The following is a 26,274-nucleotide window of genomic DNA, read 5'->3' as shown; positions in this document are numbered from 1 at the left end:
CGTAATCCTCAGGAGATAGAGTTTGGCCAACGTAGCAGTCATCGGCGCGCAATGGGGCGACGAAGGCAAGGGCAAGATCGTCGACTGGCTCGCCGAGCGTGCCGACATGGTCGTGCGGTTCCAGGGCGGGCATAACGCCGGCCACACGCTGGTCGTCGGCGAGAACGTCTACAAATTGTCGCTGCTGCCGTCGGGTATCGTCCGCGGCACGCCGTCGTTCATCGGCAACGGCGTGGTGCTCGATCCGTGGGCGCTGAAGGACGAGATCGCGCGATTGGGAGCTCAAGGCGTCGTTGCGACGCCGGAGACTCTGCGGATCGCCGATACCTGCGCGCTGATCCTGCCGTTCCACCGCGACCTCGACGGCCTGCGCGAGGACGCCAGCGGCGCCGGCAAGATCGGCACGACCCGCCGCGGCATCGGGCCTGCGTATGAGGACAAGGTGGGTCGCCGTGCGATCCGCGTGTGCGATCTCGCGCATCTCGACGATCTCGGACCGCAGCTCGATCGCCTCACCGCGCATCATGACGCGCTGCGCGCCGGCTTCGGCGAGCCGCCGATCGACCGCGCGCGGCTGATCGCCGAGCTGCGCGAGATCGCTGGCTTCGTCCTCCCCTTCGCCAAGCCCGTGTGGCGCGATCTCAACGCCGCGCGCTCGGCCGGCAAGCGGATCCTGTTCGAGGGCGCGCAGGGCGTGCTGCTCGACGTCGACCATGGCACGTACCCGTTCGTCACCTCGTCGAACACGATCGCCGGCGCAGCGGCCGGCGGGTCGGGCCTCGGGCCATCGGCGGTCGGCTTCGTGCTCGGCATCGCCAAGGCGTACACGACGCGCGTCGGTTCGGGTCCATTCCCGACCGAGCTCGAGAACGAGACCGGCGAGCGCCTCGGCGTCCGTGGCCACGAATTTGGCACCGTCACCGGGCGGAAACGTCGCTGCGGCTGGTTCGACGCGGTACTGGTGCGCCAGGCGGCGGCGGTTGGCGGCATCACCGGGATCGCGCTGACCAAGATCGACGTGCTCGACGGGTTCGAGACCGTGTCGATCTGCACCGGCTACAGCTTGCGCGGCGAGACGCTCGATTATTTCCCGGCGCACGCGGCGGACCAGGCGCTGGTGGAGCCGATCTACGAGACGATGGAAGGCTGGCAGGAGACGACTGCCGGTGCGCGCAGCTGGGCCGACCTGCCGGCGCAGGCGATCAAGTATATCCGCCGCATCGAGGAGCTGATCCGCTGTCCGGTGACGCTGGTGTCGACCAGCCCACAGCGTGCCGACACGATCCTCGTCCGCGATCCCTTCTCGGACTGATACGCAAAAAGCCGGGCGATCGCTCGCCCGGCTTTTCATTTACGTGAGAACGGTTGGATCAGCGCGGCGTGGTCGTGCCGGTCGTTCCACCCGTGGTCGAACCCATCGTACCGGTGGTCGTGCCACCCATGGTACCTCCGGTCGTGCCACCCATGGTACCTCCGGTCGTGCCACCCATCGTGCCGGTCGTGGAGCCCGTGGTGCCGCCCATGGTGTCGGCGCCCATCGTGCTGCCGGTCGTGCCGGACATCGTGCTGCCCGTCGTACCGGTATCACCCGTCGTGCCGCTCATGGTGCCCGACGTGGTGCCGCGCGTACGGCTCCGTGCCTTGGTGCCACGCTGCGTGCGTGTCGTCGTGGTCGACTGCGTGGTCGTCGAGGGGTTTGCCTGATCCATCGTACCGGTCGTCGTCCCGGTGGTGCCGCCCATCGTCGAGCCGCCCATGGTGCTGCCGCTCATCGTGCCGCCAGTGGTGCCGCCCATCGAGCCAGTGGTGCCCGTCTGAGCCATCGCCACGCCTGGAATGATCAGGGCTGCGGCTGCGATCGATGTTAGAATACGCATTATCACTCTCCTAAGTTATTGAAGAGCAAGCGCTTCAGCGCCGCGTATGTTCCGTCCTCAGCCGCACTGGCCCCGATGCAGCAACGCCTGGTCGGCCAGCACGAGTGCCACCATCGCCTCGACGACCGGGACTCCGCGGATGCCGACGCAGGGGTCGTGACGCCCCTTGGTGGCGATCGTCGCGGCTTCGCCGGTGGGGCTGATCGTCTCGACCGGGGTGAGGATCGAACTGGTCGGCTTGAACGCCACACGCAGGCGGATCGGCTGGCCGGTCGCGATCCCGCCGGCGATCCCGCCAGCATGGTTTGCAAGGAACTCCGGACCATTGACACCCGGACGCATCGGATCCGCATTCGCTTCGCCCGACAGCGCGGCGGCGGCGAACCCATCGCCGATCTCGATGCCTTTGACTGCGTTGATGCTCATGCAAGCGGACGCGAGTTCGGAATCGAGCTTGGCATAGAGCGGCGCGCCCCAGCCTGCGGGCACACCAGTCGCCTCGCACGCGATCACAGCACCGAGCGACGATCCGGACTTCCGCGCGGCATCGACGAGTATCTCCCAGCGGGCGGCGGCGGCGGCGTCCGGGCAGAAGAACGGGTTCTGGTCGATCTGCGCGTCGTCGAAGTTGGCCGGATCGATCGCATCGCCACCGATCGCCTCGACCCAAGCGCGGACGCGGACCTGCGGGACGACGAGCCGTGCGACCGCACCGGCGGCAACGCGCGCCGCCGTCTCGCGGGCGGAAGAGCGCCCACCACCACGGAAATCGCGAAACCCGTATTTCGCGTCATAGGCATAGTCGGCGTGACCGGGGCGATACGCCTTGGCCACGTCGGAATAGTCCTTCGAGCGCTGGTCGACATTCTCGATCATCAGGCTGATCGGCGTGCCGGTAGTGCGGCCCTCGAACACGCCCGAGAGGATGCGCACCGTATCCGGCTCGCGCCGCTGGGTCGTAAAGCGCGAGGTGCCGGGGCGACGCTTGTCGAGCCAAGGCTGAATGTCGGCCTCGGTCAGCGCAATCCCCGGCGGGCATCCGTCGACCACCGCACCCAGCGCAGGCCCATGGGATTCGCCCCAGGTGGTGAAGCGGAACAGCCGTCCAAACGTGTTGAAGCTCAAAACCCTCTCCCCTTGGGGGAGAGGGAGGGGCCCGCCGCAACGCGGTGGGAGGGTGAGGGTTCGTTGGCGACCGCAACAATCGTCGCAGCCACGCCATCGATATTGGTCATCACGTCATCGTTCCCGAAGCGGCATACCCGGTAGCCTTCGGTCTCTATTAGCGCGGTTCGCCGTTTGTCATAGTCCTGTGCTTCAGGTGAGGCGTGCGTGTCGCCGTCGACCTCGATGACCAACCGGACTTCGGCACAGAGGAAGTCGACGATGTAGGGGCCAAGCCATACTTGTCGGCGAAACTTCAGGCCGCAGACCTGACGGTTGCGCAGGACTTGCCATAGCCGGTGTTCGGGTTCGGATGGCATCTTGCGTGCTTCGCGTTGACGATCGCGTGGGGTGTTGCCGGGTGGTCGTTTCATTCCCTCACCCTCCCATGCTTCGCATGGGCCCCTCCCTCTCCCCTGAAGGGAGAGGGGTAGGTCGACGCGGTCGCTCTCGGTTTAAGCCAGTGCGATGTCGGGGGCGTCTTCGGCTTTCATGCCGATCACGTTGTAGCCAGCGTCGACATGGTGCGTCTCGCCGGTCACGCCGCTTGCAAGGTCGCTAAGCAAATACAGTCCAGCCCCGCCGACGTCATCAATCGTCACGTTGCGCTTCAGCGGCGAGTTCAGCTCGTTCCACTTCAGGATGAGGCGGAAATCGCCGATGCCGCTCGCCGCCAGCGTCTTGATCGGGCCCGCCGAGATCGCATTCACGCGGATGTTGTCGCGGCCGAGATCAACCGCCAGATACTGCACGCTCGTCTCCAGTGCCGCCTTCGCCACGCCCATCACGTTGTAATGCGGGATGACCTTCTCGGCGCCGTAATAGCTGAGCGTCAGCATCGACCCGCCCTCGGTCATCATCTTGGCCGCGCGCTGCGCCACCGCGACGAACGAATACACCGAGATGTTCATCGTCATCAGGAAATTGTCGAGGCTCGTATCGACGAACCGCCCACGCAGCTCGTTCTTGTCCGAAAAGCCGATCGCGTGGACAACGAAGTCGATCGTCGGCCATTCCTGCGCCAGCTTGTCGAACGTCGCATCGAGCGCACCCATGTCCGACACGTCGCAATCGAACAGCCGCGCCACGCCCAGCTGCTCGGCGAGCGGGCGGACGCGCTTCATCATCGTCTCGCCCTGATAGCTGAACGCGAGTTCCGCGCCCGCCTCGGACAGCTTCTTGGCGATCCCCCAGGCCAACGACTTGTCGTTCGCCAGGCCCATGATCAGCCCACGCTTGCCCGCCATCAAACCGTTCACGCCGTCCCCGCCTCTGCCTGCATATCCGTAGCGGGTTGCTCTAGCGTTGTTTCGGGTGGTTCCGCCAGTGCCGCGTTGAGATGCGCGCCGAATACCAGTCCGAGCCCGATGACGTAGAAAAACAACAGCATGATGACAACGCCCGCCAGACTGCCATAGGTCAGGTCGTAGCCACCAAGCCGCGACAGGATCACCGGCAGCAACGCGGTCGCGCTGACCCACCAGGCGGTCGTGAACAGCGCGCCCGGCCATTTGCGGCATTTCGAATAGCGATAGCGCGACGGCGTCACCGAATAGAATAGCAGGTACAGCGCGCCGAACATCAGCAGGCCGGGGATAAGCCGCGACAGCCCGACCCAGCCGGCGGCGTCCTGCGCGAACGGCACGAGCCGGTAGATGAATTGCTCGGCCGCGGTCAGGATACCCTGGACGAGGAACGACAGCAGGGCGATCACCACCGACAGGATGATCACCGCAGACGAGCCAAGCCGCGATTTCCAGAACGGCGCGGTCGCCTTGATCCCGTAGGCGCGGTGGAAGATGTCGCGGATCGTTTCGACGAAGCTTCCGACCGTCCACAGGCCGACGAGCGCGCCGAGCCACAGCAGCGACCCGGTTCGTGCGGCGAGCACGTCGGCGATCGGCTTGCGCAACAGGTCGCCGACGTTGGGCGGCAGGACGTTCAGGAACGATTCGACCGCGCGCACCGTCTCGACGCTCTGTCCGAACAGCGACAGGATCGCTGCGGCGACGATGAAGAACGGGAACACCGTCATCAGCGCGAGATAGGCAAGGTTGCCTGCGTGGATGAACCCGTCGTTGAACACGCCGATCGCCGCGCGCTTGAAAACCTCGAACGCGTAGCTGCCGGGCCTGACCTTTGCCATGCCGCGGTTGAGACGGGTACGGGCTGCGCCATGGTCATGGGCGCGTGCTTCGGGCGATAGGGGACTGTCGTTCACAAGGCGTTCAGACGCCCATGGACCCCCGCGGGTTCCCCGCCTCGCGTCCTTCCCAGCTTTCGACGAACGCGGTCAGCGCCGCATCGCTCGCCGGAATATCGATCATCAGCGTGACGAGCTGGTCGCCCCGCGTGCCGCCCTTCTTGTGGAAACCCTTGCCCTTTAGGCGCAGCGTCTTGCCCGACGTCGTGCCCTTGGGGATCGTCAGCATCACCGGCTTGTCGACCGTCGGCGCCTTGATCGAGCCGCCCAGGACGGCCTCGGCCAGCGTGATCGGCAGTTCCAGTCGGACGTCGTCGCCGTCGCGCGTGAAGAACTTGTGCGGCTGGACCTCGATCGTCAGGATCGCATCGCCCGCACCGCCTGGACCTTGCTCGCCCTTGCCTGCAAGCTTCATCTGGGTCCCGGTCTCGACGCCCGCCGGCAGCTTCAGGTCGAGCGTCTTGCCATCGGACAGCGTCACGCGCTGCGGCTCCAGTGTTGCGGCTTCGACGAATGGCACCTGCAGGCGATACGCGACGTTCTCGCCCTTGGGCTGGGGCCGCCGACCGAAGCCGCCGGAGAACCCGCCGCCACCGCCACGCTGCGCGCCGCCGAACAGGCCCTCGAAGATGTCGCTCATATCGGGGGCCCCGGGGCCGCTCTCATAGCCCTCGCTGCGGAAGCCGCCGGGCTGTGGTCGTCCGCCGCCACCGCCGCCAAAGCCAAACGGCGACGCTGGATTGCCGTCACCATCGATCTCGCCGCGATCGAACCGCGCGCGCTTGTCCTTGTCGTTCAGCAGGTCGTACGCGTTGGTGACCGTGCTGAACCGCTCCGATGCCTTCGGATTGTCCTTGTTGCGATCGGGGTGAAGCTCCTTTGCGAGCTTGCGGTACGCCTTCTTGATGTCGGCTTCGGTCGCGTCGCGCGCTACACCCAGAGTCTTGTACGGATCGGCCACTTACGTCCCCATTCTTACTTGCGCGTCTATGTGGGGCGAGCGCCCGCGCAACGCAATTGCGCGCGGGGTGTTTGGTTGCACGAGAGGAACGATCATGACCGACAAGCAACCTATGCAGGGCGTGCCGAAGAACGACGACGGCGCGAAGGAGAAGGACGGCGTCAACGACGCGCCGGCCAAGGGCAAGGGTGGCGAGAGCGGCGGCGGCGCGTATCCGAACCCTCACGACGAGAAGAAGTAGCGCTGGTTCTGTCATTCCCGCGCAGGCGGGAACCCATATTGGCAGGCCTGCGGGATCATCGCAGACGTTCGAGTATCTGGGTCCCCGCCTTCGCGGGGAGGATGAAGACGGTAGTTATGTAGCGCCTTGGGCCCGCCGTTCATCCAACGGCGCGACGTCGACACTCACATCCATGTTCTGTGCACCCGATCCGAGCACCACGCCATCCACGGGTGCGATCTCGGCGTAATCCCGCCCGACCGCCATCACGATGTGATCGCTCGCCATCCAGATTCCGTTGGTCGGATCGACCCCAACCCAGCCACGCACCGGCCCGCACCACAACAGCACCCACGCATGCGTCGCATCCGCGCCTACGAGCCGCGGCTGACCCTCGGGCGGGATCGTCCGGATATACCCCGACGCATACGCCGCCGGCAGCCCCGCCGCGCGTAAGCCGGTGATCATGATCTGGGCGAAATCCTGGCACACGCCCTTGCGTTGCAGGAACGCCTCGTGCGGCGGGGTATCGACCAGCGTCGCGTCCGCGTCGAATTCGAACTCCTGCTGGATTCGCCGGGCTAGCGCGATGCCCGCTTCCAGTGCACCGCGCGAAGGGTCGAGATCGACCGCGCAATAGTCCGCGATTGCCTGGTCAAGCGGGATCAGCGGCGAGGGGTAGATGTAATTTGACGGGCTCGCCGCGGAGAGATCGGTGCTCGTGCGCGCCATCGCCGCGATTTCTGCGAGGGTCGGATCGCTCGCGTCGGGCACCGGCACAAGCCGGTCCACCGTCATCCGTGACCGGCTCTCGATCGTCAGATGCCGTACCGGGCTGTCGACCACCAGCCGCGTGACGTTGGCGAGCCCCGCCTCGGCCCGCGCGGCACTAGTCCGCCCCGCCGGATGCACCGACAGCGTGTAGGAGTCGAGGTGCTGCCCCGGCCAGTCGATCGGCTTCAACCGGAGATTGCAGCGCGCAAACTTGACGCTCGCGCCGTAATCGAACGTCGTGACGTGGCGAATGTCGTAGATCATGAAAATCCTCCCCGGCACGGGGAGGGGGACCGCCAGCTTGCTGGTGGTGGAGGGGGGGCGCCACGAACGGTGCGCTGGTGGAGAGCCCCCTCCACCATGCGCTGCATGGTCCCCCTCCCCGTGCCGGGGAGGATTTGTAGATCTACCCTCACGCCGCCCCTCACGCCAACGTCAGCCCACTAGTCCGCAGGGGTTCGGCCCCCTGCAGGAAATACCGTCGCGCCAGCGCATCCGACACTGCCCCGAGCCGCCGCTCGATATCCCCCAGCGTCTCGGCATTCAGCTCCGCGGCCGTCGCCGTCATCACGATCGCCTGCAATCCGGTCGCCTGCGCCTGTTGCGGCTCCGCCATCTCGTCGTCGCTCAGCACCGGCAATTCCGCCAACCGCGCCGCGATCCGCTCCGCCGAGAACGCGAGGCTGCGCGGATTGCCCGGATCGAGCGCCACCAGATCCATCACCGGCACGCGCGCGATCCCTGTCGGATAGCGCTGGCGATAACTGATCTGGCTATCGGCAAGGTCGAGCAACACGGACAGATCGTCCGGCGACGCGCCCGGCATCCCGAACAACCGGATCGCCCGCGCCATCGCCATTGCGCGCTCGACCCGCCGCCCGAGATCGTGAAACCGCCATGCCGCGGTCCGCCCCATATGCTCGGCCGACAGCCCGGCGATCGCGGCATAGCGCCGTTGCAGCGACCCCGCCCGTTCCAGCATCCCGCGATGTGTAGGGAAGGGCGCTTCGAGCAGTCGCACCATGTCCGCCGACAACCGATCGCGCGAGCCCTCCCCGATCTCTCTCGCGTGGCGGTTGAGAGTCAGGATCGACTGCCAGCGTTCGTCCTCCATCGCGGTCCGCGCGAGCGCGGTCAGGTCGGCGCGGCGCAGGCTCGGCGGATGCGGCGCGCTGCCTGCACCCACGATCAGCCCGACGAGTTTGCCGACCGTGGTAGGCGACAAGACGGCTCCCCCATCCACGTCGATCGAATTGCCGAGCATTACGCGGATCGCGCCGAGCAGCGCTTCGCCGCGCTCCAGATAGCGCCCCAGCCAGTAGAAATTGTCCGCCACCCGGCTCGGCAACGTGCCCGGATTGCGGCGGACGTGGAGCGAATCGGGTGCGGTCAGCAGCGATACGGGCGCGACCGGCTCGGCGCCGTAGATGCACACGTCGGCGGACCAGATGCCTTCGCCCATGACGGCCGCCCGCGCGTCGGGATGCTCGCCGATCCGCGCGAACCCGCCGGGGAGGACGGTCCATTCGCCATCGCCGCCACGCGCCGCGAAGACGCGCAGGGTAAACGGGCGGGGGACCAGCGCATCGCCGACGACGACCGGCATCGTCGAGAGCTGGACGAGCTCCTGCCCGACATAATCCTGCGGCCTGTTCGCCATGTCGGCGAGCAGGCGCGCCCGGTCTTCGCCAGTGATGTCGGCGCCGGTGGTCGGGCCGCCGGTCATGCCGAGCGGGCGCGCATGGAACGCCGGCCCGATCAGCAGGCGGTCGAAATTCGCCTCGACCTGCGCGCGTGCGCCGTCCTGCCCACACCACCAGGTCGCGATGTTGGGGAGGAGCAGGTCCTCGCCGAGCAGCGATTTCGCCAGCTGCGGCAGGAACGCCGAGAACGCCGGCGCCTCCAGCACGGCCGAGCCCGGCGCGTTCGATAATACGACGTTGCCGGCGGCGTAGGCGTCGATCAGTCCGGGCACGCCGATCTGCGAATGCGTGTCGAACGCCAGCGGGTCGAGCAGCCGCGGGTCGAGCCGCCGCCACAGCGCATCGATCCGCTTGAGGCCACCGATCGTGCGGACATACACCTTGTCCTCGAGCGCGGCGAGATCGGCGCCCTCGACGAGCAACAACCCCAGATAGCGCGCGAGGTGTGCTTGCTCGGGATAGCTCGGGTTGAAGCGGCCGGGGGTGAGCAGGCCGATCCGGGGGTCGGTCCGCTTGCACATCGCCGCGATGCCGGCGCGGAACGCGGCGAAGAACGGCGCATGCCGCTGGACGTTGAGCCGGTCCTGCAACCCGCCGAGCGTACGGCTGACGGCGATGCGGTTCTCCAGCGCGTACCCGGCGCCTGCGGGTGCGCGGAGGTGATCGGCCAGCACGCGCCATTCGCCTGTCGGCCCGCGCCCGAGGTCGATCGCGATGAAATCGAGATGGCGGCCGCCGGGTGGGTCGAGCCCGACCATTGGTCGCAGGAAGAACGGACTGCCGGTGACGAGCGCGGCGGGGATGTGGCCGTCGGCGACCAGTGTGCCCGCGCCGTAGAGGTCGGCGATCACCGTCTCCATCAGCGTCGCGCGCTGGATCACGCCGCGCTCGATACCTGCCCATTCGCCTGCCTCTATCAGCAAGGGTACGGGGGAGACGGGCCAGGGGCGCTCATCGGGTTCGTCGGCGATGCGGAAGCCGGTGCCGATGTCGACCGCGTGGCGCTGGACGCGTTCGCGGATGTGGCCGAGGTCGTCGGAGGCGACGGTCGCGAGCTCGGCGAACATCGCCGCCCAGGCGGGGTCGGCGTCTTCGCAGAGCACGTCGGCGCTGGTGCTGCGCGCGCAATAGTCGGCGATCCAGCGCTCGGCGTGGATCATCGCGTCGAAAAGGGGCGCGGTTTGCGTCGCCGTGTCCGCCGTGTCCAATGCCTCAAGCCCCCGAATACAGGCGGCGGTGTTTCACCTTTCGACGCGGCGGTGCAACATAAATTGTCGTTTGGGGCGCGGGGTTACTGCTGTTCGCGCGCGAACGCGGGGGGCAGGAATCTCGAGCGTTACGGCCCGCTACCCTGGACCCCCGCGTTCGCGGGGGAACAGTGAGAAGGGCATCGCCGTCTCCAAAAGCACCACCCCGGCGGAGGCCGGGGCCCAATTGGGGGACGTTGCTAATTCAGGGCATCGCGCCGTTACGACCACCTTTCCAATTGGGCCCCGGCCTTCGCCGGGGTGGTTGTGAGTTGGGAGGCGGGCGCTCACAAATCCGGCAGCACCTGATCCGCTACACCCCAGCCCTCAAGCGCCCGCGAACTAGCGCGCTCGATCAGTTCCGCCCCATCCTTCACACCCCAGCGCGCGGCCGTTTCGATATCGCGCAACTCGGTCCACGATACTGGTGCCGCCACCGGCGCGCCCGCTCTCGCCCGCGCCGAATACGGCATCACCGCGGTCGCGCCGCGCTGGTTGCGTAGCCAGTCGATGAAGATTCGCCCTTTTCGCTTGGCCTTCGCCATCGTCGCGACGAAGCGCTCCGGCTCCGCGCCCGCCATCGCTCGCGCGAAGCGGTCCGCGAAGTCCTTTACCGCCGGCCATCCCGCCTCGGGGGTCAGCGGCACGACGACGTGCACGCCCTTGCCCCCCGACAGCATCGGGAAGCTGACCAGCCCCAGTTCGGCGAGCTGGTTCTTCAGATGCTCGGCCGCCTTTTTCGTATCACCGAAGTCGAGGCCCTCGTCGGGATCGAGATCGAACACGAGGCGGTCGGGCTTCTCCAGCGTCGCGTTCGACGATCCCCAGCCGTGGAACTCGATCGTCCCCATCTGCACGCACGCGACCAGCCCGTCCGCATCATCGACGTACAGATAGTCTTCGGTCGAGCCGTCCTTCTCGCGGATCGACACCTTATGGACCGCGTCGCCGAAGCTGCCGGCATCGTGTTTCTGGAAGAAGCACGCGCGCGAGCGGCCTTGCGGGCAGCGGACGAGGCTGATCGGGCGGTTGGCGGCGAACGGCAGCATGATGCCCGAGACCGCGACGTAATAATCGGCGAGGTCGCCCTTGGTGACGTCCGACTTGTCGAAGATCACGCGGTCGCGGCTGCTGACCTTTATGTTGGTCTCGGGTGCGGCTTCCGGCAGCGGGGCTGGGGTTTCGGCGACGACGTCCTTCGCCGCCTTGTCCTCGCGCAGGCCGATGAAGCTGGAATGGCGGAGCACGCCGTCCGGGGTGACCTCCGCGAAGGCGATCTCGGCGACCAGTTTCGGGGTGACCCATTTCGCGCCGCGAACGGCGGCTTTCGGGGCCTCGACCGTCGGCGTCTTGCGATCGAGCGCGTCGAGCTTGTCGCGGATGTCGTCCATCAGGGCCTGGTCGAACCCGGTGCCGACTTTCCCTGCATACCTGAAGCCTTCGCCCTCGCGGACGCCGAGCAGCAGCGATTTGAACCCGCGCTTCTTTTCCGAGGGCAGCCAGCCGACGATCACGAATTCCTGGCGGTGGGTGCATTTGACCTTGAGCCACGCCTTGGTGCGCTTGCCGAGATAGGGGGCGTCGGCGCGTTTCGAGACGATGCCTTCGAGGCCTTCGCGGCACATCGTCTCGAACAGTTGCTCGCCCGCACCGATGACGTGGTCGGAGTAGCGGAGGCGGTCTTCGTCCTCGGGGATCAGCGGTTGCAGGCGCGCCTTGCGGTCGAGGTTGGAGAGGCCGGTGAGGTCTTCGCCATCGAGTTCGAGCAGGTCGAATGCGAACAGCGTCATGTCGCCGCTGCTGGAGATGGCGTCTTTCAGGGTCGAGAAGTCGGGGTGGCCGTCCTTGAATGCGACGATCTCGCCGTCGATCAGGGCGGATTTGACGGGAAGCTTGGCGGCGGCTTCGGCGATAGCGGCGAACTTGTCGGTCCAGTCGAGGCCGGTGCGGGTGAAGACCTTTGCCTTGCCGTTGGCGATCGAGACGAGTGCGCGGTAGCCGTCGTATTTGACTTCGTGGAGCCAGGCGGAGCCGGTGGGTACGGCGTCGACGAGGGTGCAGAGTTGGAGTTCCTGGAAATCCTCCCCGGCACGGGGAGGGGGACCGCCGCGACCTTTCGCGGGGGTGGAGGGGGGCTTGCCACTGGCGAGAGCTTTACGGCTGGCGGTTCTCTTGCGGCGCGCCCCCTCCACCAGCTTCGCTGGTCCCCCTCCCCGTGCCGGGGAGGATTTGCCCTCTTCGATCTCGATCATCGTGCGGCCGGTCGAGACGCTGGTCAGCGCTTCTTCCACCAGCGTGTCGGTGCCGCCGGCCGCGGCGTCGTCGATTTTCCGCAGGAGCCAGTTTTCGCGTTTTTCCTTCGCGCGGGGCTTCAGGCGGATGAGTAGCCATTCGCCCTTCATCCGTTCGCCATCGAGGACGAAGTGGAGGTGGCCCTTGTCGAGATCCTTGGCGGACTTGCCCTTGATCGGCGACCATGTCCCGCGGTCCCACAGCATTACCGTGCCGCCGCCATATTCTGACGGAGGGATCGTGCCTTCGAAGGTGGCGTAGCTCAGCGGGTGATCCTCGGTGCGGACGGCTAGGCGTTTTTCGTTGGGGTCGAGGCTGGGGCCGCGGGTGACGGCCCAGCTTTTGAGGACGCCGTCGATTTCGAGGCGGAAATCCCAGTGGAGGCGGGTGGCGTCGTGCTTCTGGACCATGAACGAATTGCCGTTGCCGGGGGCTAGCGTGCCGGCTGGTTCGGCGGTCTTGGTGAAGTTTCGCTTGGCATTGTAGAGGGCGAGGGGATCGTCGACCATTTACTCCCCTCCCGCWWGCGGGAGGGGAGGAGAATAGGGTTATGCACGTTTCTTTGCCGCGGCGGGCTTGTCCGCAGTGGCCTTCGCAGGCGCCTTCTTGGCCGGCGTCTTCTTCTCCGCAGCCTTGGCCGGCTCCTTCGCCGCCATCGACTTCTTCAACGCCGCCATCAGGTCGACCACGTTCGAGCCGGTCTTCCCGCCGGTATCCTTGTCCTCGATGATCTTCTTCCCGTTCGACTTGCGCTTGCGTTCGATCAGGTCTTTCAGCGCGTCGACATAGCGATCGTGGAACTCCTGCGGGTGGAAGTCGCCACTCCGTTTCCCGATCAGCGCCTCGGCCAGTTCCAGCAGTTCCTCCGAAGGTTTGTCGTCGGGAATATCCCGGAAATAGCCCTGCGCCTTGTGCACCTCGTCGGCGTAGCGCAGCGTCTCCAGCACCATGCCGCGCCCGCACGGTTTCAGGCTGACGACATATTCGCGCCCGCGCATCGCGAGTTGGCCGAGCCCGACCTTCTTCGTCCGCTTCAACGCCTCACGCAGTACGATGAACGCCTCCTCCGCAAGATCGTCCGCCGGCACGACGAAATACGGCTTCTCGTAATAGAGCACGTCGATCTCGCTCGCGTCGACGAACTGGGTGAGTTCGAGTGTCTTCTTCGATTCGAGCTTCACCGCGTCGATCTCGTCCTGGTCGAGCAGGACGTATTCGCCCTTCGAGACCTCATAGCCTTTCATGATCTCGTCGGCATCGACCGGTCCTACGCCGGTGACAACCTTGTCGTAGTGGATCGGCTGGCCTGACGGCTCATGGATCTGCTTGAACGACACCGCCGCGCCGGACTTGGTCGCGGAATAGATCTCGACCGGGATCGAGACCAAGGCCAGCCGGATCTGCCCCTGCCAATATGCGCGTGCTGCCACTTGGCGTCCCTTCGTTGCGGAAACGATTCGATTACCTGGGTCAATCATCGGCACGGTAGAGTCGTTCCCAAGTTTCGTTCCGCGCCGAATCCCGCTAAGGCGCGCGGCATGTCAGACGATCCCTTCACGCTGTTCGATAGCTGGTACGCCGAGGCCAAGCAGTCCGAGCCGAACGACCCGAATGCGGTCGCGCTCGCGACGGCGGATGCCGAGGGGCGGCCTTCGGTGCGCATGGTGCTGTTGAAGGGGCATGGTCCCGATGGCTTCGTGATCTACACCAACCGCGAGAGCCGCAAGGCGGGCGAACTGGCGGCCAATCCGCAGGGTGCGCTGCTGTTCCACTGGAAGTCGCTGCGCCGGCAGGTTCGCATCGAGGGGCCGGTATCATGGGCCACCGACGAAGAGTCGGACGCCTATTTCGCCTCGCGTGGTCGTGATTCGCAGTTGGGCGCGTGGGCGTCGGAGCAGTCCCGGCCGCTCGACAGTCGCGACACTTTCGAGCAGCGCTTTGCCGAGATGACCGCGAAGTTCGAGGGTCAGGACGTGCCGCGGCCGCCGCATTGGGGTGGCTACCGCGTGACGCCGACGCGGATCGAGTTCTGGCAGGACCGCGCGCATCGGTTGCACGAACGCCGGCTGTTTACGCGTCAGGACGGCGGCTGGAGCGAAGGGCTGTTGTTTCCATGACGCAGGACGAACGTCGCAGGGTCATACCTCTTGCCACCCGCGCGGCGCTCGCCAGCGTCGCGATGGCGTGTTTCCTGCTGTTGCTGAAGGGCTTTGCGGCGTGGTCGACGGGGTCGGTGGCGATGCTCGGCTCGCTCGCGGATACCGCGCTCGACCTGCTCGCGTCGCTGGTGACCCTGTACGGCGTGCGGCTCGCGGCGACGCCGGCGGATCACGACCACCGCTTTGGCCACGGCAAGGCGGAGGCACTGGCCGCGCTGTTCCAGGTCATGCTGATCACCGCGTCGGCAGTCGGCATCGCGTGGCGTGCTATCCTCGCGTTCGGCGATCCGCAGCCAACGACGGGCGCGGACTTCGGCATCGGCGTGTCGGTGATCGCGATCGTCGCGACGGTGTTCCTGCTCGCCTATCAGCGTCGGATCATCCGCCAGACCGGCTCGGTCGCGATCCTGGCGGACAATGTGCATTACCAGTCCGACGTGCTGCTCAACGGCTCGGTGATCGTCGCTTTGGTGCTCGATCAATATGTGGGGTGGAGCGGCGCGGATCCGATCTTCGGCATCGTCATCGCGCTGTGGCTCGCCTGGGGCGCGTTCTCGGCGTCGTCCAATGCGATCGACCAGTTGATGGACAAGGAATGGCCCGAGGATCTGCGGTCGCAGTTCCTCGATGTCGCGGCGCGCCAGCCTGGCATTCGCGGGATCCACGATTTCCGCACGCGGCGGTCGGGCAGCCACGACTTCGCGCAGTTTCACATGGAGGTCGCGCGCGACCTGACCGTGGCGAATGCGCATGACATCGTCGAGGCGGTCGAGCGCAATTTGCGCACCGCGTTCCCGAAGGTCGAGGTGCTGATCCATCTCGATCCCGAGGGGCATGTCGACACCGACAATCCGCTGGTCGAGGCGGACGTGACGCCGCACTGGTTTGGTAAGCGGGTATAACCCGCTCGGGGTTCGGCAAGCGGGTCTAAGGGGCTTCAGACATGAGAATACCGTTCGCGCAGATCGATGCGTTTTCCGACACGCCGTTCGGTGGCAACCAGGCGGCGGTGATGCCGCTGTCGGCGTGGCTCGACGATGCCGTGCTGCTCGACATCGCGCAGGAGAACAACCTCAGCGAGACGGCCTTCATCGTTGCGTCGGACGACGAGGGTGTCGATTTCGACCTGCGCTGGTTCACGCCGGGGGCGGAGGTTGCGCTGTGCGGCCATGCGACGCTGGCGAGCGGGCATTTCGTGCTGTCGTCGGATACCGCGCTTGATCGGGTGCGGTTCCGGACGCGGCAGGCGGGGATGCTCGAGGTCGCGCGGGCGGATGGCGGTTACACCCTCGAACTGCCGGCATGGGGTCCGAGCCCGAAGGCGATCCCGGAGATCGTCGCTGCGCTGAACGTCGCAGAGCCGGTCGAGACGTTGTGGCACGAGAAGGGCTATGCGCTGGTGATCGTCGAGGACGAGGCGGTGGTGCGTGAACTGAAGCCCAACTTCGCCGCGCTGGCTGCATTCCCGATCGTCGCGATCGTCGCGGCGCGGGGGGAGGCGACCGACATCGTCAGCCGCGTCTTCACGCCGTACTACGCGATAGACGAGGATCCGGTGACGGGGTCGGCACATGCCGTGATGGTGCCGTATTGGGCGCCGACTCTAGGGGACAGCTTCACCGCGTATCAGGCGAGTGTGCGGGGCGGGAAACTGACGTGTCGGCTGGTTGGCGATCGCGTGGTGCTGGGCGGGGCCTGCGTGACGACGATCGAGGGCACGTTCCTGCTGCCTTGATGTCTTGGCGTGGTTGAAGGTGCCACCACTCCGGCGAAGGCCGGGGCCCAGTTGGAAAGGTCGTGGTAACGGCGCGATGCACTCACCAACCCTCGTTTCCCAACTGGGCCCCGGCCTTCGCCGGGGTGGTGGCCTTGCTTGGAACCCGTCCTGCGATACCTACCGCTTGCGCCCCTTGGTCATCGGATCGGGCTTTTTCGGTTTCACCCAGCCCGGCGGGGGCGTCATGCGTTGCTGGCTCGTGCCTAGCCCCATCGCGCCGGGCTGTTGCCGGGTCAGCCCAGCCGTGTCCGCGACGTCGCCGCCGCCGCGCAGCACGCTGATCTGGTCGCGCAACCGGCTCGCGGTTTCAAAGTCCATCGCGGCGGCGGCGGTTTCCATCTGGCGGCGTAGATCGTCGATATCCATGCCGCCTCAACGCACCAAGTGCGCAAAGGGCACGCGTCAGGCAGCTACGAGTGCGGCCTCGGTTTCCGCGATCCAGCCACCGCCGAGCACGCGCTCGCCTGCATAGAGTACCGCCGCCTGGCCGGGTGCGACGCCGTATTCGGGTGCATCGAACACCACGCGGTCGCCGATCAGGCGGGCGGGGACGGGCTTGGCCATCGACCGGACCTTGGCGGTCAGCGGCCCGGTGAAGTCGCCGCCGAGCCAGTTGATGTCGGTCATCCGTGCTGCCTCGACCGCGAGTGCGCGACGGGGGCCGACGACGACGCGCTTGGTTTCGGGTTCGACGCGGACGACGTAGAGCGGCTCGGGACTGCCGCCGATCTCCAGCCCGCGGCGCTGGCCGACGGTGAAGTGGATCAGCCCGCGATGCTCGCCGAGCTTCGCGCCGCCGAGATCGACGATGTCGCCCGCGGTCTCCGCCGCCTCGGGCCGAAGCTTCTTCACCAGCCCGGCATAATCGCCGTCGGGGACGAAGCAGATGTCTTGGCTGTCCGGCTTGGCCGCGACGCCCAGCCCGAGTTCCGCCGCGATCTCGCGCACGCGCGCCTTGGGCAGGCCGCCGAGCGGAAAGCGCAGATAGTCGAGCTGGGTCTGCGTGGTGGCGAACAGGAAATAGCTCTGGTCGCGCGCCGGATCGGCGCCGCGGTGGAGTTCGGCGCCGTGCGTGCCCTCGACGCGGCGGACATAATGCCCGGTGGCGAGGCAATCCGCACCGAGATCGCGCGCGAGCTTCAGCAGGTCGGTGAACTTGGGCCCCATGTTGCACTGGACGCACGGGATCGGCGTACGCCCGGCGAGATATTCGTCGGCGAACTTGTCGACCACCTGCTCGCGGAAGCTCGTCTCGTGATCGAACACGTAATGCGCGATGCCGAGTCGGTCGCACACCGCGCGGGCGTCGCGGATGTCGCGGCCGGCGCAGCATGAGCCGGCGCGGCCGACCGCCTCGCCGTGATCGTAAAGCTGCAACGTCACGCCGATCGTCTCGGCACCGGTGGCATGCGCGAGCGCGGCGACGACCGAGCTGTCGACGCCACCGGACATCGCCACGACGATGCGCTTTCCTGGCCCCACGCTGTTCGCGCCTGGCCCGAGCTGAAAATCGGTCTGATCCATGGTCACCACATAAGCGCGACGGCGTGCGGTTGCAAAAAGATGCACTGATTAACGTGCATCAGGACGAGTCGATGGAAAAACGCGACCAGCGATTGCAAAAAAGCGACAAGTTCACGAACTCTTTCGCCGAGTTTTACGGTCCCTTCACCCCCTCGCGCTAGACCGGGCTTCCCAGATGTAGTCGCGAGTATCCCGTTGGACCTGAGTTTTCCCCGTTTCGATCGCGATGCCGAGGTCACCGTCCTTCCGGGTGACCTGGCCGTCCTGATCGTCGGTATCGCGGCCCGACAGGCAGCGAGCCCGACTGCGGCGGTGCAGGCGGGATTTGCGCGCGCGACCATCGACCCCAAGCTGTTCGCGCCGCTGCATGGGGCATTCAATGGGCCGATGGCGGCGGCCTTAACCCGTTGGAAGGACGAATGAAGATGCTGTTTACCGCGGCGTTTCAGCCGATCTTCAAATCCTGCGACTATATGTCGTGTGTGCGTATCGAGAGGGGGCCCCCCGCCCCGACCAGAGGTTTCAAATGATCGAGAACCAGAAAATCCGCCCCGGCAAGGTCATCGGGCCGTTGGGCGAACAGTTGACGCTGGATACGCTGCCGCCGCCCAGCACGACCCGCTGGGTGGTGCGTCGCAAGGCCGAAGTGGTCGCCGCGGTGAATGGCGGACTGTTGAGCGTCGACGATGTGTGCGCGCGTTATGGCCTGACCGTGGAGGAGTTCGCCAGTTGGCAGCGCGCGATCGACCGGTCGGGCATGCCCGGACTCCGCGTTACGCGCATCCAGCACTATAAGTCGTTGTACGAGCGCCAGCAAAAGTACTGAGACCTAAAACTCAAAACGCGGGCGGAACAAAAATAACCGCTCGCTCGTCTTTCCGCCATCGCCCGGATACGGGTTCAACGGAGGGAAAATATCATGGGTCTCATTCTTTGGCTGATCATCGGCGGCGTCATCGGCTGGATCGCTAGCATGATCATGCGCACCGACGCGCAGCAGGGCATCCTGCTGAACATCGTCGTCGGCATCGTCGGCGCGTTCATCGGTGGCCTGATCCTGTCGGGTGGCTCGATCAACAGCGCACCGCTCACGCTGACCTCGTTCATCGTGTCGCTGCTGGGTGCGATCGTCCTGCTCGCGATCGTGAATCTCGTGCGTCGCGGTAGCGTTCGCTAAGAGTTCGCATCGTCACGCGAAGAAAAAGGGCCGTCCGGGCAACCGGGCGGCCCTTTTTTCGTGCCCTTTTTTCGTGTGGGGCGATGTTTGGCGCATCTCCCTTGCGATCCTCCCCCGCCAGGGGGAGGTGTCGCCGAAGGTGACGGAGGGGGAGGACGCGGAACAGACGTTGCCCTTTCCTCCCCCTCCGTCTGGCAAGCGCCAGCCACCTCCCCCTGGCGGGGGAGGATCAGTGGGTTGCTCAGTTCAGCAGGAACCTGACCGACAGCGTGACGGTCACGTCCTTCTCGCCGGGGGCGATCTGCGTGCTGTCCTTGGCCATCGAGGCGCGCATCATCATCATCGGTTGCGGCGAGCCGCCCGTGTCCTGACCCGATTCGGTGATCGAGACGATCCGCGAAACACGCAGGCCCGCTGCCTTCGCATACAGGTCGGCGCGGCGCTTCGCCTGCGCGATTGCGTTGGTCCGTGCCTCGTCCAGCGCCGCCTCGGGCTGGTCGATCGACAGGTTCGGCCCGTCGATCTGGTTCGCCCCCTCCGCCACCAGCGCGTCGAGGATCGTGCCGGACTTCGCAACGTCGCGGAAGCGGATCGAGACGGTGTTGGTCGCCTGGTAGCCCGTGATCACCGGTGGCTGGTTGTCGGCATAGCGATATTGCGGCGAAAGCTGGACCGACGAGGTCGCGACATCGCGCGGCGCAACGCCCGCCCGCTTCAGCGCCGCGAGCACCTTTGCCATGCGCTGCGCATTGTCGGTCAATGCCGCGGCGGCGGTCGGCGACTGCGACACGACGCCCGCGCGGATCGTCGCGAGATCGGGTATGCGGGTCGTGCGCCCTTCTGCGGACACGTCCAGCACGGTGCCGGCCGCAGGGACCATCGGCTCGACCGTCGTCGGCGCGGCCTGTGCACCGGCCTGCACGCTGGTGGCAGCAGCCAAGGGCAGTGCGGCGACGGCGATCAATAACGTTGCGGTATTCATGGCTTCTTCCTCCCGAAAGCATGTCGCCGAGCGTGTGCCCGCACGCAGGGCAACGCAAGCTGAACGCCGCCCCGGGCCATTGCGAATAGATCGAATTCGAAGCATGTATTCGCGCCGTGCTCACCGAGACCACTTGAGCACGGTGACTTATTCAGATAACACAGCGAGCGACGCTGCGAGTGCGGGTCGGGGCTGCGGGTCGGATGGGCTCGTGGAATAGGCCCGTATGAGGGGATTGTGACGCGCATGAATTACGAGACGAAAATGGTCGGCAGCGAGAGCGACGAGCAGCTGGCCCTTCCGGATTACACCGCGCCGTCGCATCGCCGTCGCAACATCATCATTGCCGTCATCATCGTCCTGGCGATCGTCGCCGCGGTGTTCGCGTTCAAATCCGGCAAGAAGGATGCGGTCGCCGGGCCCGCGATCGAGCAGGTGCCGACCGTGTCGGTCGTCGTGCCGGGTCGCCAGACCGTCGACAGCACGATCTCTGCCACCGGCACGATCGCCGCGCGGCGCGAGATGCCGGTCGGCGTCGCGGGCGAGGGCGGCATGATCACGCGCGTGCTAGTCGAACCCGGCACCTGGGTCGCGGCGGGGCAGGTGCTGGCAACGGTCGATCGCTCGGTCCAGACCGAGACCGCGGCGTCGCTCGCCGCGTCGGTCAGCGTCGCACGCTCCGACGAGACGATCGCGCAGGCCGAACTCGATCGCGCCCGGCAGCTGGTCGATCGCGGGTTCATCTCGAAGGCCGATCTCCAGCGCAAGGCGGCGACGCGCGATGCCGCCGCCGCGCGCGTGAAGGTGGCGCAGGCGACGCTCGGCGAGGCGCGCGCGCGCAACGGGCGGCTCGATATTCGCGCCCCCGCCGCCGGCCTCGTGCTGACGCGCGGCGTCGAGGCGGGGCAGATCGTCGGACCCTCCGCGGGCGTGCTGTTCCGAATGGCGATGGGCGGCCAGATGGAGATGCGTGCGCAGTTGAGCGAGGCCGATCTCGCCGGGATCCATGCCGGATCGCGTGCGCAGATCGTGCCGGTCGGCTCGACCCAGCGTTTCGCGGGCGAAGTATGGCAGGTGTCGCCGGTCATCGATCCGCAGACCCGCCAGGGCATCGCGCGGATCGCGGTCGCCTATGACCCGGCGCTGCGCCCCGGTGGTTTTGCCGCGGCGACGATCGTCGGCGGTGCGACCCAGGCGCCGCTGCTGCCCGATTCGGCGCTGCAGAGCGACGAGAAGGGCAGCTTCGTTTATATCGTCGGGGCCGGCGACAAGGTCGAGCGACGCCCGGTCAAGATCGGCCAGGTGTCCGATGCGGGCGTGACGATCCTCGGCGGGCTCGGCGGCACGGAGCGGGTGGTGCTGTCCGCCGGCGGCTTCCTTGCGCCCGGCCAGAAGGTGAAGCCGATCACCAAGCCCATCACGCAAAAGGCGAGCTGAGGCCCATGAACTTCCGCAACATCTCGGCGTGGTCGATCCGCAACCCGGTGCCGCCGATCGTGCTGTTCCTCGCGCTGATGCTGGCGGGAACCGTCAGTTTCATGCGGATGGACGTCAACCGCGATCCCGACATCGATTTCCCGATCGCGATCGTGGTGGTCAACCAGCCGGGTGCGGCACCGACCGAGATGGAGACGCAGGTCACGCAGCGCGTCGAGGCGGCGCTGCGCTCGCTCCAGGGCATCGACGAGATCAACTCGACCGTCACCGAAGGCCAGTCGCAGACGATCATCCAGCTGACCATCGGCACGCCGATCGATCGTGCGGTGAACGACGTGCGCGACGCGATCGCGCAGATCCGCAGCGACCTGCCCGACGGCATCCTCGAGCCGCAGGTCTATCGCGCGAACACCAGCGGCGACGACGTCGCGAGCTTCGCGGCGATCACCACCGACATGACCGTCGAACAGCTGTCGTGGTATATCGACGACACGGTGACCAAGGAGCTGCTGTCGGTGCCCGGCATGGCGACGATCAGCCGCAACGGCGGCGTCAGCCGCGAGATCCGCGTGATCCTCGATCCGCTCAAATTGCAGAGCCAGGGGCTGACCGCGAGCCAGGTCAACGCGCAGCTGCGACTGGTCAACCTCAACGCGGCGGGCGGTCGTGCCGAGATCGCCGGGTCCGAACAGTCGATCCGCGTGCTCGGCAACGCGCGCGATGCCACCGATCTCGGCCAGACCCAGATCAACGTCGGCAACGGCCGCACCGTGCGGCTGGCGGACATCGCGCAGGTCCGCGATCTCTATGCCGAACAGCGGACGCGGGCGACCGTCGACGGGCGCCAGGCGATCACCTTCGATTTCCAGCGCTCGAAGGGTGCGTCGGACCTGACCGTCTATCACGCCGCGATCGAGAAACTGCGCGCGCTCGAAAAGCGCAATCCGTCGGTCAAGTTCATCCAGCGCTACACCAGCACCGACTATACCGAAGCGCAGTATGAGAGCGCGATCCATGCGATGATCGAGGGCGCGATCCTGGCCGTGATCGTCGTGTTCATCTTCCTGCGCGACTGGCGTGCGACCGCGATCTCGGCGCTCGCGATCCCGCTGTCGGCGATTCCGGCGTTCTTCTTCATGGAACTGCTCGGCTTCGACCTGAACGGGATGACGCTGCTGGCGCTCAGCCTGGTCGCGGGCGTGCTGGTCGACGATGCGATCGTCGAGATCGAGAACATCGTCAGGCATATGCGGATGGGCAAGTCCGCCTATCAGGCATCGATCGACGCCGCCGACGAGATCGGCCTCGCCGTGCTGGCGACGACGATGGCGATCGTCGCGGTGTTCCTGCCGGTCGCGCTGATGCCGGGTATCGCCGGGCAATTCTTCAAGAATTTCGGCCTGACCGTGGTCGCCGCGGTGCTGATGAGCCTCGCGGTCGCGCGGCTCGTGACGCCGATGATCGCGGCGTATTTCCTGAAATCGTTCGGTCATGCCAGCCACGGCGAAGGCAAGGTGATGGACTGGTACGTCCGCACGCTGCACTGGACGCTCGACAGCCGCAAGGCGGCGGCGTGGCGCGCGCGGGGCGGCATGCGGCGAGTGTTCAACCGCGTGCTCGATCACCGGATGTGGGCGATCGGCGCGGGCGTCGCGTCTTTCGCGCTGACGCTGTTCATGTTCACCGTCATTCCGTCGCAGTTCCAGCCGACCCGCAACGAGGACGATTCGAGCGCGCAGATCGAGATGGTCCCCGGCACCACGCTGGCGCAGACCGATGCGGTCGTCGCACGCGTCAGCACGATCCTCGGCCAGCAGCCCGAAGTGACGACGGTCTATGCACGCACCCGGGTCGGCAGCGGCAACGTGACCGCCAACCTGCGGCCCGATCGCAAGGAGACCTCGGTCGAGTTCGAGCGCCGGCTGGCGCCACAGCTCGCCGCGATCCCCGATGCACGCGTGTCGTTCCGGTCGCAGTCGGGCTGGGGCACCAGCGGCCGCGACGTGACCGTCGTGCTCGGCGGCAGCGACCCGATCAAGCTGCAGCAGGCGGCGGACAAGATCGTTGCCGAGATGGCGTCGCTGAAGTCGCTGACCGCGCCGCGCGTGTCGGGCGGCATGCAGCGGCCCGAGATCGTGATCCGGCCGCGGTTCGACCTGGCGGCGACGCTCGGCGTGACGACGCAGGCGCTGTCGTCGGCGATCCGGATCGCGACGCTGGGCGATATCGACCAGAATTCGGCGCGCTTCTCGCTCTCCGATCGCCAGATCCCGATCCGCGTCGCGCTCGACCAGTCGGCGCGGACCAGCCTGTCGACGATCCAGAACCTGCCGGTATCGACCGCGGCGGGCGGCTCCGTGCCGCTCAGCTTGGTCGCGGATATCGGGCTTGGCTCGGGCCCGACCAAGATCGACCGCGTCAACCAGCAGCGCCAGATCACGCTCGGCGCCGATCTCGCCCCCGGCGTCGTGATCTCCGATGCGATGAAGCAGGTCCACGCGCTGTCATCGATGAAGACCCTGCCGGTCGGGGTGAGCGAACTCCAGCTCGGCCAGACCAAGTGGCAGGCGGAGATGATCACCAACTTCATCACCGCGGTGATCTCGGGCACGTTCCTGGTCTTCGCGGTGCTGGTGCTGTTGTACCGCCGCGTCCTGCCGCCGTTCGTCAACATGGGGTCGCTGCTGCTGGCGCCGCTCGGCGGCCTGCTCGCGCTGTGGGCCACCGGCCAGCCGCTGTCGCTGCCGGTGTATATCGGCCTGCTGATGCTGCTCGGGATCGTCGCCAAGAATTCGATCCTGCTGATCGACTTCGCGCTCGACGAGATGAGCAAGGGCGTCGATGCGTTCACCGCGATCATCGACGCCGGACACAAGCGCGCGCAGCCGATCGTCATGACCACGGTCGCGATGGTCGCGGGCATGGTGCCGACCGCCTTGTCGCTCAGCGGCGATGCATCGTCGCGCGCGCCGATGGGCACGGTCGTGATCGGCGGTCTCGCGCTGTCGACGCTGCTGACCCTGCTGATCATTCCCGCGGCCTTCAGCCTAGCGGTGGGCATCGAGCGTAGCGTCGGGCCCCGGCTCAGCCGTCGCCTGCTCACCTATCGCCCAGGCGACGAAGGTGGTCCGGTGATCGAGGGACCCGCACCGGGACCGTTGCTGGGCCCGACGACCGCGAAGCTCGGCCACGGCGATGGTCCGCACCCGGCCGAATGACGCGCATGCGCGGTCCGGCGACGCAGGAATGCGGAATCGGATCTTGAACAATCCTTCGGCGCCTGAACTATACCGGCGCTGGGGGATTGTTTCGGGTATGAAGTTTTCACACCGTACGCGCCCGGTCGGCGAAGCAGCCCCGGCCGCGCTCGTTCGCATGCGGGTGGTCGCGACCGGCCTGCTCGTGCTGATGGCGGCGACCTTCTTCGCCAGCCGCGCGCTCGTGCCCGTCCACCCCGCCTTCGCATTCGTCCGCGCGTTCGCCGAGGCAGCGATGGTCGGCGGACTTGCCGACTGGTTTGCGGTGACTGCGTTGTTCCGGCACCCGCTTGGCCTGCCGATCCCGCATACCGCGATCGTGCCGCGCAACAAGGATCGGATCGGCGACACGCTCGCGCAGTTCCTGCGTGCGAACTTCCTGATTCCGATCGTGATCGCACGGCGGACGCGGCGGCTGGACGTCGCCGGCGCGATCGCCCGCTGGCTGACCGATCCGCCCGAGGGCGCAGGAGGGCGCTTCAGGCAGGGCGCGTCGAAGCTCGTCGCGCAGGTGCTCGAAGGGCTCGATCCGGCGCGGCTCGGCGGGATGGTCAAGGCGGGGATCGGCACGCGCTTGCGCCAGACCGAGGTTGCGCCGATCCTCGGCCAGTTGCTCAAGGCCGCGATCGCCGAGCGCCGCCACGCGCCGCTGCTCGAAAGCGCGATCCGCTGGGCGGCCAAGACGCTGGCGGCAAACGATCACCTCGTCCGCGCGATGGTGCACGACAAGGCTGGCTCGATCCTGCGCTGGACCGGGCTGGATACGACCGTCGCGGACAAGCTGATCGGCGGTTTCGACCGGCTGCTGGGCGAAATGGCAGAGGATCCCGAGCATCCGCTGCGGCTGAAGGCGGAGGAGGGGCTCGATCGGCTGGCGTGGGACCTGCAATATGATCGCCGCATGCGCGAGCGGGTCGAGGCGATGAAGAACGACCTGCTCGACAACCCGGCGATGCAGCGTTGGCTCGACGGGTTGTGGGAACAGGCGCGCGCCGCGCTGCTGGCGATCGCGCGCGATCCCGAGCGGGCGATGGCGGGCAAGCTGGGCGACATCCTCCGCCAGTTGGGCGAGACGCTGCAGCACGATCCACGGCTGTCGCGGACGATCAACCGGTTCGTGCGGAGGGCCGCGGTCGGCGCGGCGGCGGATTACGGCGACGGTATCGTCAAGCTCGTGTCGGAGACGGTGCGCAGTTGGGATGCGGATACGATCACCAGCCGGCTGGAGAATGCGGTCGGGCGGGACCTGCAATATATCCGGGTGAACGGGACGATCGTCGGTGGTCTTGTCGGGCTGGTGATCCACAGCGTGGATGTGCTGCTGTAGGGGCGCGGCTTCCGCTTCACGCTGTGTCTTGTGCCTCCTTGTTCTCCCGCGAAGGCGGGAGCCCAGTCTGGGTCCCCGCCTTCGCGGGGAAACAAATGAGGTAAAGAACAGCCGTTCTACCGGCCACGCCCTCGCTGTTTCCGCGCCCGCCCCGTTTAATGGGCGAGCGCTATTCCGCTACACCACCACCCCG

General features: G+C 66.7%; 24 protein-coding genes. 11 read left to right on the top strand and 13 right to left on the bottom strand.

Features of this window, described 5'->3' with window-relative positions:
• Positions 1-22: 22 nt before the first annotated feature.
• Entirely contained in the window at positions 23-1,312 is a 1,290-nt protein-coding gene (locus tag VH567_RS14375) for an adenylosuccinate synthase (RefSeq protein ID WP_423326934.1), read from the top strand.
• Between the two features lie 58 nt (positions 1,313-1,370).
• Here VH567_RS14375 and VH567_RS14370 read toward each other — a convergent pair whose 3' ends face one another.
• From VH567_RS14370 to VH567_RS14345, 6 genes are all read right to left on the bottom strand, one after another.
• Entirely contained in the window at positions 1,371-1,877 is a 507-nt protein-coding gene (locus VH567_RS14370; protein ID WP_423326933.1) for a hypothetical protein, read from the bottom strand.
• Between the two features lie 57 nt (positions 1,878-1,934).
• A complete protein-coding gene (gene aroC, locus VH567_RS14365; protein WP_423326932.1) occupies positions 1,935-3,002 on the bottom strand; it encodes a chorismate synthase in 1,068 nt (355 codons plus the stop codon).
• The gene (locus VH567_RS14360) at positions 2,999-3,415 is read right to left on the bottom strand and encodes an endonuclease domain-containing protein (protein ID WP_423326931.1); all 417 of its coding nucleotides are present in this window, start codon (positions 3,413-3,415) and stop codon (positions 2,999-3,001) included. The genes aroC and VH567_RS14360 overlap by 4 nt, the downstream gene beginning before the upstream one ends.
• A gap of 81 nt (positions 3,416-3,496) precedes the next feature.
• A complete protein-coding gene (fabI, locus tag VH567_RS14355) occupies positions 3,497-4,300 on the bottom strand; it encodes an enoyl-ACP reductase FabI (protein WP_423326930.1) in 804 nt (267 codons plus the stop codon).
• Entirely contained in the window at positions 4,297-5,187 is an 891-nt protein-coding gene (locus tag VH567_RS14350) for a YihY/virulence factor BrkB family protein (RefSeq protein WP_423326929.1), read from the bottom strand. The genes fabI and VH567_RS14350 overlap by 4 nt, the downstream gene beginning before the upstream one ends.
• An 82-nt stretch (positions 5,188-5,269) precedes the next feature.
• A complete protein-coding gene (locus VH567_RS14345; RefSeq protein ID WP_423326928.1) occupies positions 5,270-6,205 on the bottom strand; it encodes a DnaJ C-terminal domain-containing protein in 936 nt (311 codons plus the stop codon).
• Positions 6,206-6,299: 94 nt separating this feature from the next.
• Here VH567_RS14345 and VH567_RS14340 point away from each other — a divergent pair, with 94 nt between their 5' ends.
• Positions 6,300-6,446, top strand: coding sequence for a hypothetical protein (locus tag VH567_RS14340; protein ID WP_423326927.1), 147 nt, complete (start codon positions 6,300-6,302; stop codon positions 6,444-6,446).
• A gap of 114 nt (positions 6,447-6,560) precedes the next feature.
• Here VH567_RS14340 and VH567_RS14335 read toward each other — a convergent pair whose 3' ends face one another.
• The 4 genes from VH567_RS14335 to VH567_RS14320 form a co-directional block, all read right to left on the bottom strand.
• The gene (locus tag VH567_RS14335) at positions 6,561-7,463 is read right to left on the bottom strand and encodes a transglutaminase family protein (RefSeq protein WP_423326926.1); all 903 of its coding nucleotides are present in this window, start codon (positions 7,461-7,463) and stop codon (positions 6,561-6,563) included.
• 160 nt (positions 7,464-7,623) lie between these two features.
• Positions 7,624-10,062: a circularly permuted type 2 ATP-grasp protein gene (locus VH567_RS14330; RefSeq protein ID WP_423326948.1), complete on the bottom strand. Its 2,439-nt coding sequence runs from the start codon at positions 10,060-10,062 to the stop codon at positions 7,624-7,626.
• A gap of 374 nt (positions 10,063-10,436) precedes the next feature.
• Entirely contained in the window at positions 10,437-12,950 is a 2,514-nt protein-coding gene (gene ligD / locus VH567_RS14325) for a DNA ligase D (protein WP_423326925.1), read from the bottom strand.
• Between the two features lie 39 nt (positions 12,951-12,989).
• Complete coding sequence (locus VH567_RS14320; protein ID WP_423326924.1) at positions 12,990-13,871, bottom strand: Ku protein; 882 nt, start codon at positions 13,869-13,871, stop codon at positions 12,990-12,992.
• Between the two features lie 108 nt (positions 13,872-13,979).
• Here VH567_RS14320 and pdxH point away from each other — a divergent pair, with 108 nt between their 5' ends.
• From pdxH to VH567_RS14305, 3 genes are read left to right on the top strand one after another with little or no spacing between them, the layout of a single operon-like run.
• Positions 13,980-14,558 (top strand): pyridoxamine 5'-phosphate oxidase, encoded by a 579-nt coding sequence (gene pdxH, locus VH567_RS14315; protein WP_423326923.1) that lies wholly within the window; start codon positions 13,980-13,982, stop codon positions 14,556-14,558.
• A complete protein-coding gene (locus tag VH567_RS14310; RefSeq protein WP_423326922.1) occupies positions 14,555-15,502 on the top strand; it encodes a cation diffusion facilitator family transporter in 948 nt (315 codons plus the stop codon). The genes pdxH and VH567_RS14310 overlap by 4 nt, the downstream gene beginning before the upstream one ends.
• Positions 15,503-15,543: 41 nt before the next feature.
• Complete coding sequence (locus VH567_RS14305; protein WP_423326921.1) at positions 15,544-16,335, top strand: PhzF family phenazine biosynthesis protein; 792 nt, start codon at positions 15,544-15,546, stop codon at positions 16,333-16,335.
• Between the two features lie 159 nt (positions 16,336-16,494).
• On the opposite strand, the gene VH567_RS14300 is transcribed toward VH567_RS14305, so the two are convergent.
• Entirely contained in the window at positions 16,495-16,743 is a 249-nt protein-coding gene (locus VH567_RS14300; protein WP_423326920.1) for a UvrB/UvrC motif-containing protein, read from the bottom strand.
• 36 nt (positions 16,744-16,779) lie between these two features.
• Positions 16,780-17,901: a tRNA 2-thiouridine(34) synthase MnmA gene (gene mnmA / locus VH567_RS14295; protein ID WP_423326919.1), complete on the bottom strand. Its 1,122-nt coding sequence runs from the start codon at positions 17,899-17,901 to the stop codon at positions 16,780-16,782.
• Positions 17,902-18,096: 195 nt separating this feature from the next.
• On the opposite strand from mnmA, the gene VH567_RS14290 reads away from it, so the two are divergent.
• The 3 genes from VH567_RS14290 (at position 18,097) to VH567_RS14280 (ending at position 19,078) form a co-directional block, all read left to right on the top strand.
• The gene (locus VH567_RS14290; RefSeq protein WP_423326918.1) at positions 18,097-18,324 is read left to right on the top strand and encodes a hypothetical protein; all 228 of its coding nucleotides are present in this window, start codon (positions 18,097-18,099) and stop codon (positions 18,322-18,324) included.
• 103 nt (positions 18,325-18,427) lie between these two features.
• Positions 18,428-18,727: a DUF1153 domain-containing protein gene (locus VH567_RS14285; RefSeq protein WP_056412261.1), complete on the top strand. Its 300-nt coding sequence runs from the start codon at positions 18,428-18,430 to the stop codon at positions 18,725-18,727.
• 93 nt (positions 18,728-18,820) lie between these two features.
• The gene (locus tag VH567_RS14280) at positions 18,821-19,078 is read left to right on the top strand and encodes a GlsB/YeaQ/YmgE family stress response membrane protein (protein ID WP_423326917.1); all 258 of its coding nucleotides are present in this window, start codon (positions 18,821-18,823) and stop codon (positions 19,076-19,078) included.
• 241 nt (positions 19,079-19,319) lie between these two features.
• Here VH567_RS14280 and VH567_RS14275 read toward each other — a convergent pair whose 3' ends face one another.
• Positions 19,320-20,060, bottom strand: coding sequence for an SIMPL domain-containing protein (locus tag VH567_RS14275; protein ID WP_423326916.1), 741 nt, complete (start codon positions 20,058-20,060; stop codon positions 19,320-19,322).
• Positions 20,061-20,306: 246 nt separating this feature from the next.
• On the opposite strand from VH567_RS14275, the gene VH567_RS14270 reads away from it, so the two are divergent.
• From VH567_RS14270 to VH567_RS14260, 3 genes are all read left to right on the top strand, one after another.
• Entirely contained in the window at positions 20,307-21,497 is a 1,191-nt protein-coding gene (locus VH567_RS14270; RefSeq protein ID WP_423326915.1) for an efflux RND transporter periplasmic adaptor subunit, read from the top strand.
• Positions 21,498-21,502: 5 nt separating this feature from the next.
• Entirely contained in the window at positions 21,503-24,715 is a 3,213-nt protein-coding gene (locus tag VH567_RS14265) for an efflux RND transporter permease subunit (RefSeq protein ID WP_423326914.1), read from the top strand.
• Positions 24,716-24,812: 97 nt separating this feature from the next.
• The gene (locus VH567_RS14260) at positions 24,813-26,081 is read left to right on the top strand and encodes a DUF445 domain-containing protein (protein WP_423326913.1); all 1,269 of its coding nucleotides are present in this window, start codon (positions 24,813-24,815) and stop codon (positions 26,079-26,081) included.
• The last annotated feature ends 193 nt before the right edge of the window (positions 26,082-26,274 follow it).

It is taken from the genome of Sphingomonas sp. 4RDLI-65 (genome assembly GCF_049472435.1).
Taxonomy (GTDB): Bacteria; Pseudomonadota; Alphaproteobacteria; order Sphingomonadales; family Sphingomonadaceae; genus Sphingomonas.
Note: the sequence above shows the minus strand (reverse complement) of the source record. Positions and strands in the feature narration are given on the sequence as shown.

What these genes read in the sequence shown, in the direction of transcription:
- VH567_RS14300 (WP_423326920.1), bottom strand. Translation starts at nt 16,743, where the DNA reads ATGGATATCGACGATCTACGCCGCCAGATGGAAACCGCCGCCGCCGCG.
- VH567_RS14360 (WP_423326931.1), bottom strand. Translation starts at nt 3,415, where the DNA reads ATGAAACGACCACCCGGCAACACCCCACGCGATCGTCAACGCGAAGCA.
- VH567_RS14370 (WP_423326933.1), bottom strand. Translation starts at nt 1,877, where the DNA reads ATGCGTATTCTAACATCGATCGCAGCCGCAGCCCTGATCATTCCAGGC.
- VH567_RS14350 (WP_423326929.1), bottom strand. Translation starts at nt 5,187, where the DNA reads ATGGCAAAGGTCAGGCCCGGCAGCTACGCGTTCGAGGTTTTCAAGCGC.
- VH567_RS14260 (WP_423326913.1), top strand. Translation starts at nt 24,813, where the DNA reads ATGAAGTTTTCACACCGTACGCGCCCGGTCGGCGAAGCAGCCCCGGCC.
- VH567_RS14330 (WP_423326948.1), bottom strand. Translation starts at nt 10,062, where the DNA reads ATGATCCACGCCGAGCGCTGGATCGCCGACTATTGCGCGCGCAGCACC.
- VH567_RS14280 (WP_423326917.1), top strand. Translation starts at nt 18,821, where the DNA reads ATGGGTCTCATTCTTTGGCTGATCATCGGCGGCGTCATCGGCTGGATC.
- VH567_RS14305 (WP_423326921.1), top strand. Translation starts at nt 15,544, where the DNA reads ATGAGAATACCGTTCGCGCAGATCGATGCGTTTTCCGACACGCCGTTC.
- mnmA (WP_423326919.1), bottom strand. Translation starts at nt 17,901, where the DNA reads ATGGATCAGACCGATTTTCAGCTCGGGCCAGGCGCGAACAGCGTGGGG.
- VH567_RS14285 (WP_056412261.1), top strand. Translation starts at nt 18,428, where the DNA reads ATGATCGAGAACCAGAAAATCCGCCCCGGCAAGGTCATCGGGCCGTTG.
- VH567_RS14275 (WP_423326916.1), bottom strand. Translation starts at nt 20,060, where the DNA reads ATGAATACCGCAACGTTATTGATCGCCGTCGCCGCACTGCCCTTGGCT.
- VH567_RS14310 (WP_423326922.1), top strand. Translation starts at nt 14,555, where the DNA reads ATGACGCAGGACGAACGTCGCAGGGTCATACCTCTTGCCACCCGCGCG.
- VH567_RS14270 (WP_423326915.1), top strand. Translation starts at nt 20,307, where the DNA reads ATGAATTACGAGACGAAAATGGTCGGCAGCGAGAGCGACGAGCAGCTG.
- VH567_RS14340 (WP_423326927.1), top strand. Translation starts at nt 6,300, where the DNA reads ATGACCGACAAGCAACCTATGCAGGGCGTGCCGAAGAACGACGACGGC.
- VH567_RS14335 (WP_423326926.1), bottom strand. Translation starts at nt 7,463, where the DNA reads ATGATCTACGACATTCGCCACGTCACGACGTTCGATTACGGCGCGAGC.
- ligD (WP_423326925.1), bottom strand. Translation starts at nt 12,950, where the DNA reads ATGGTCGACGATCCCCTCGCCCTCTACAATGCCAAGCGAAACTTCACC.
- pdxH (WP_423326923.1), top strand. Translation starts at nt 13,980, where the DNA reads ATGTCAGACGATCCCTTCACGCTGTTCGATAGCTGGTACGCCGAGGCC.
- VH567_RS14265 (WP_423326914.1), top strand. Translation starts at nt 21,503, where the DNA reads ATGAACTTCCGCAACATCTCGGCGTGGTCGATCCGCAACCCGGTGCCG.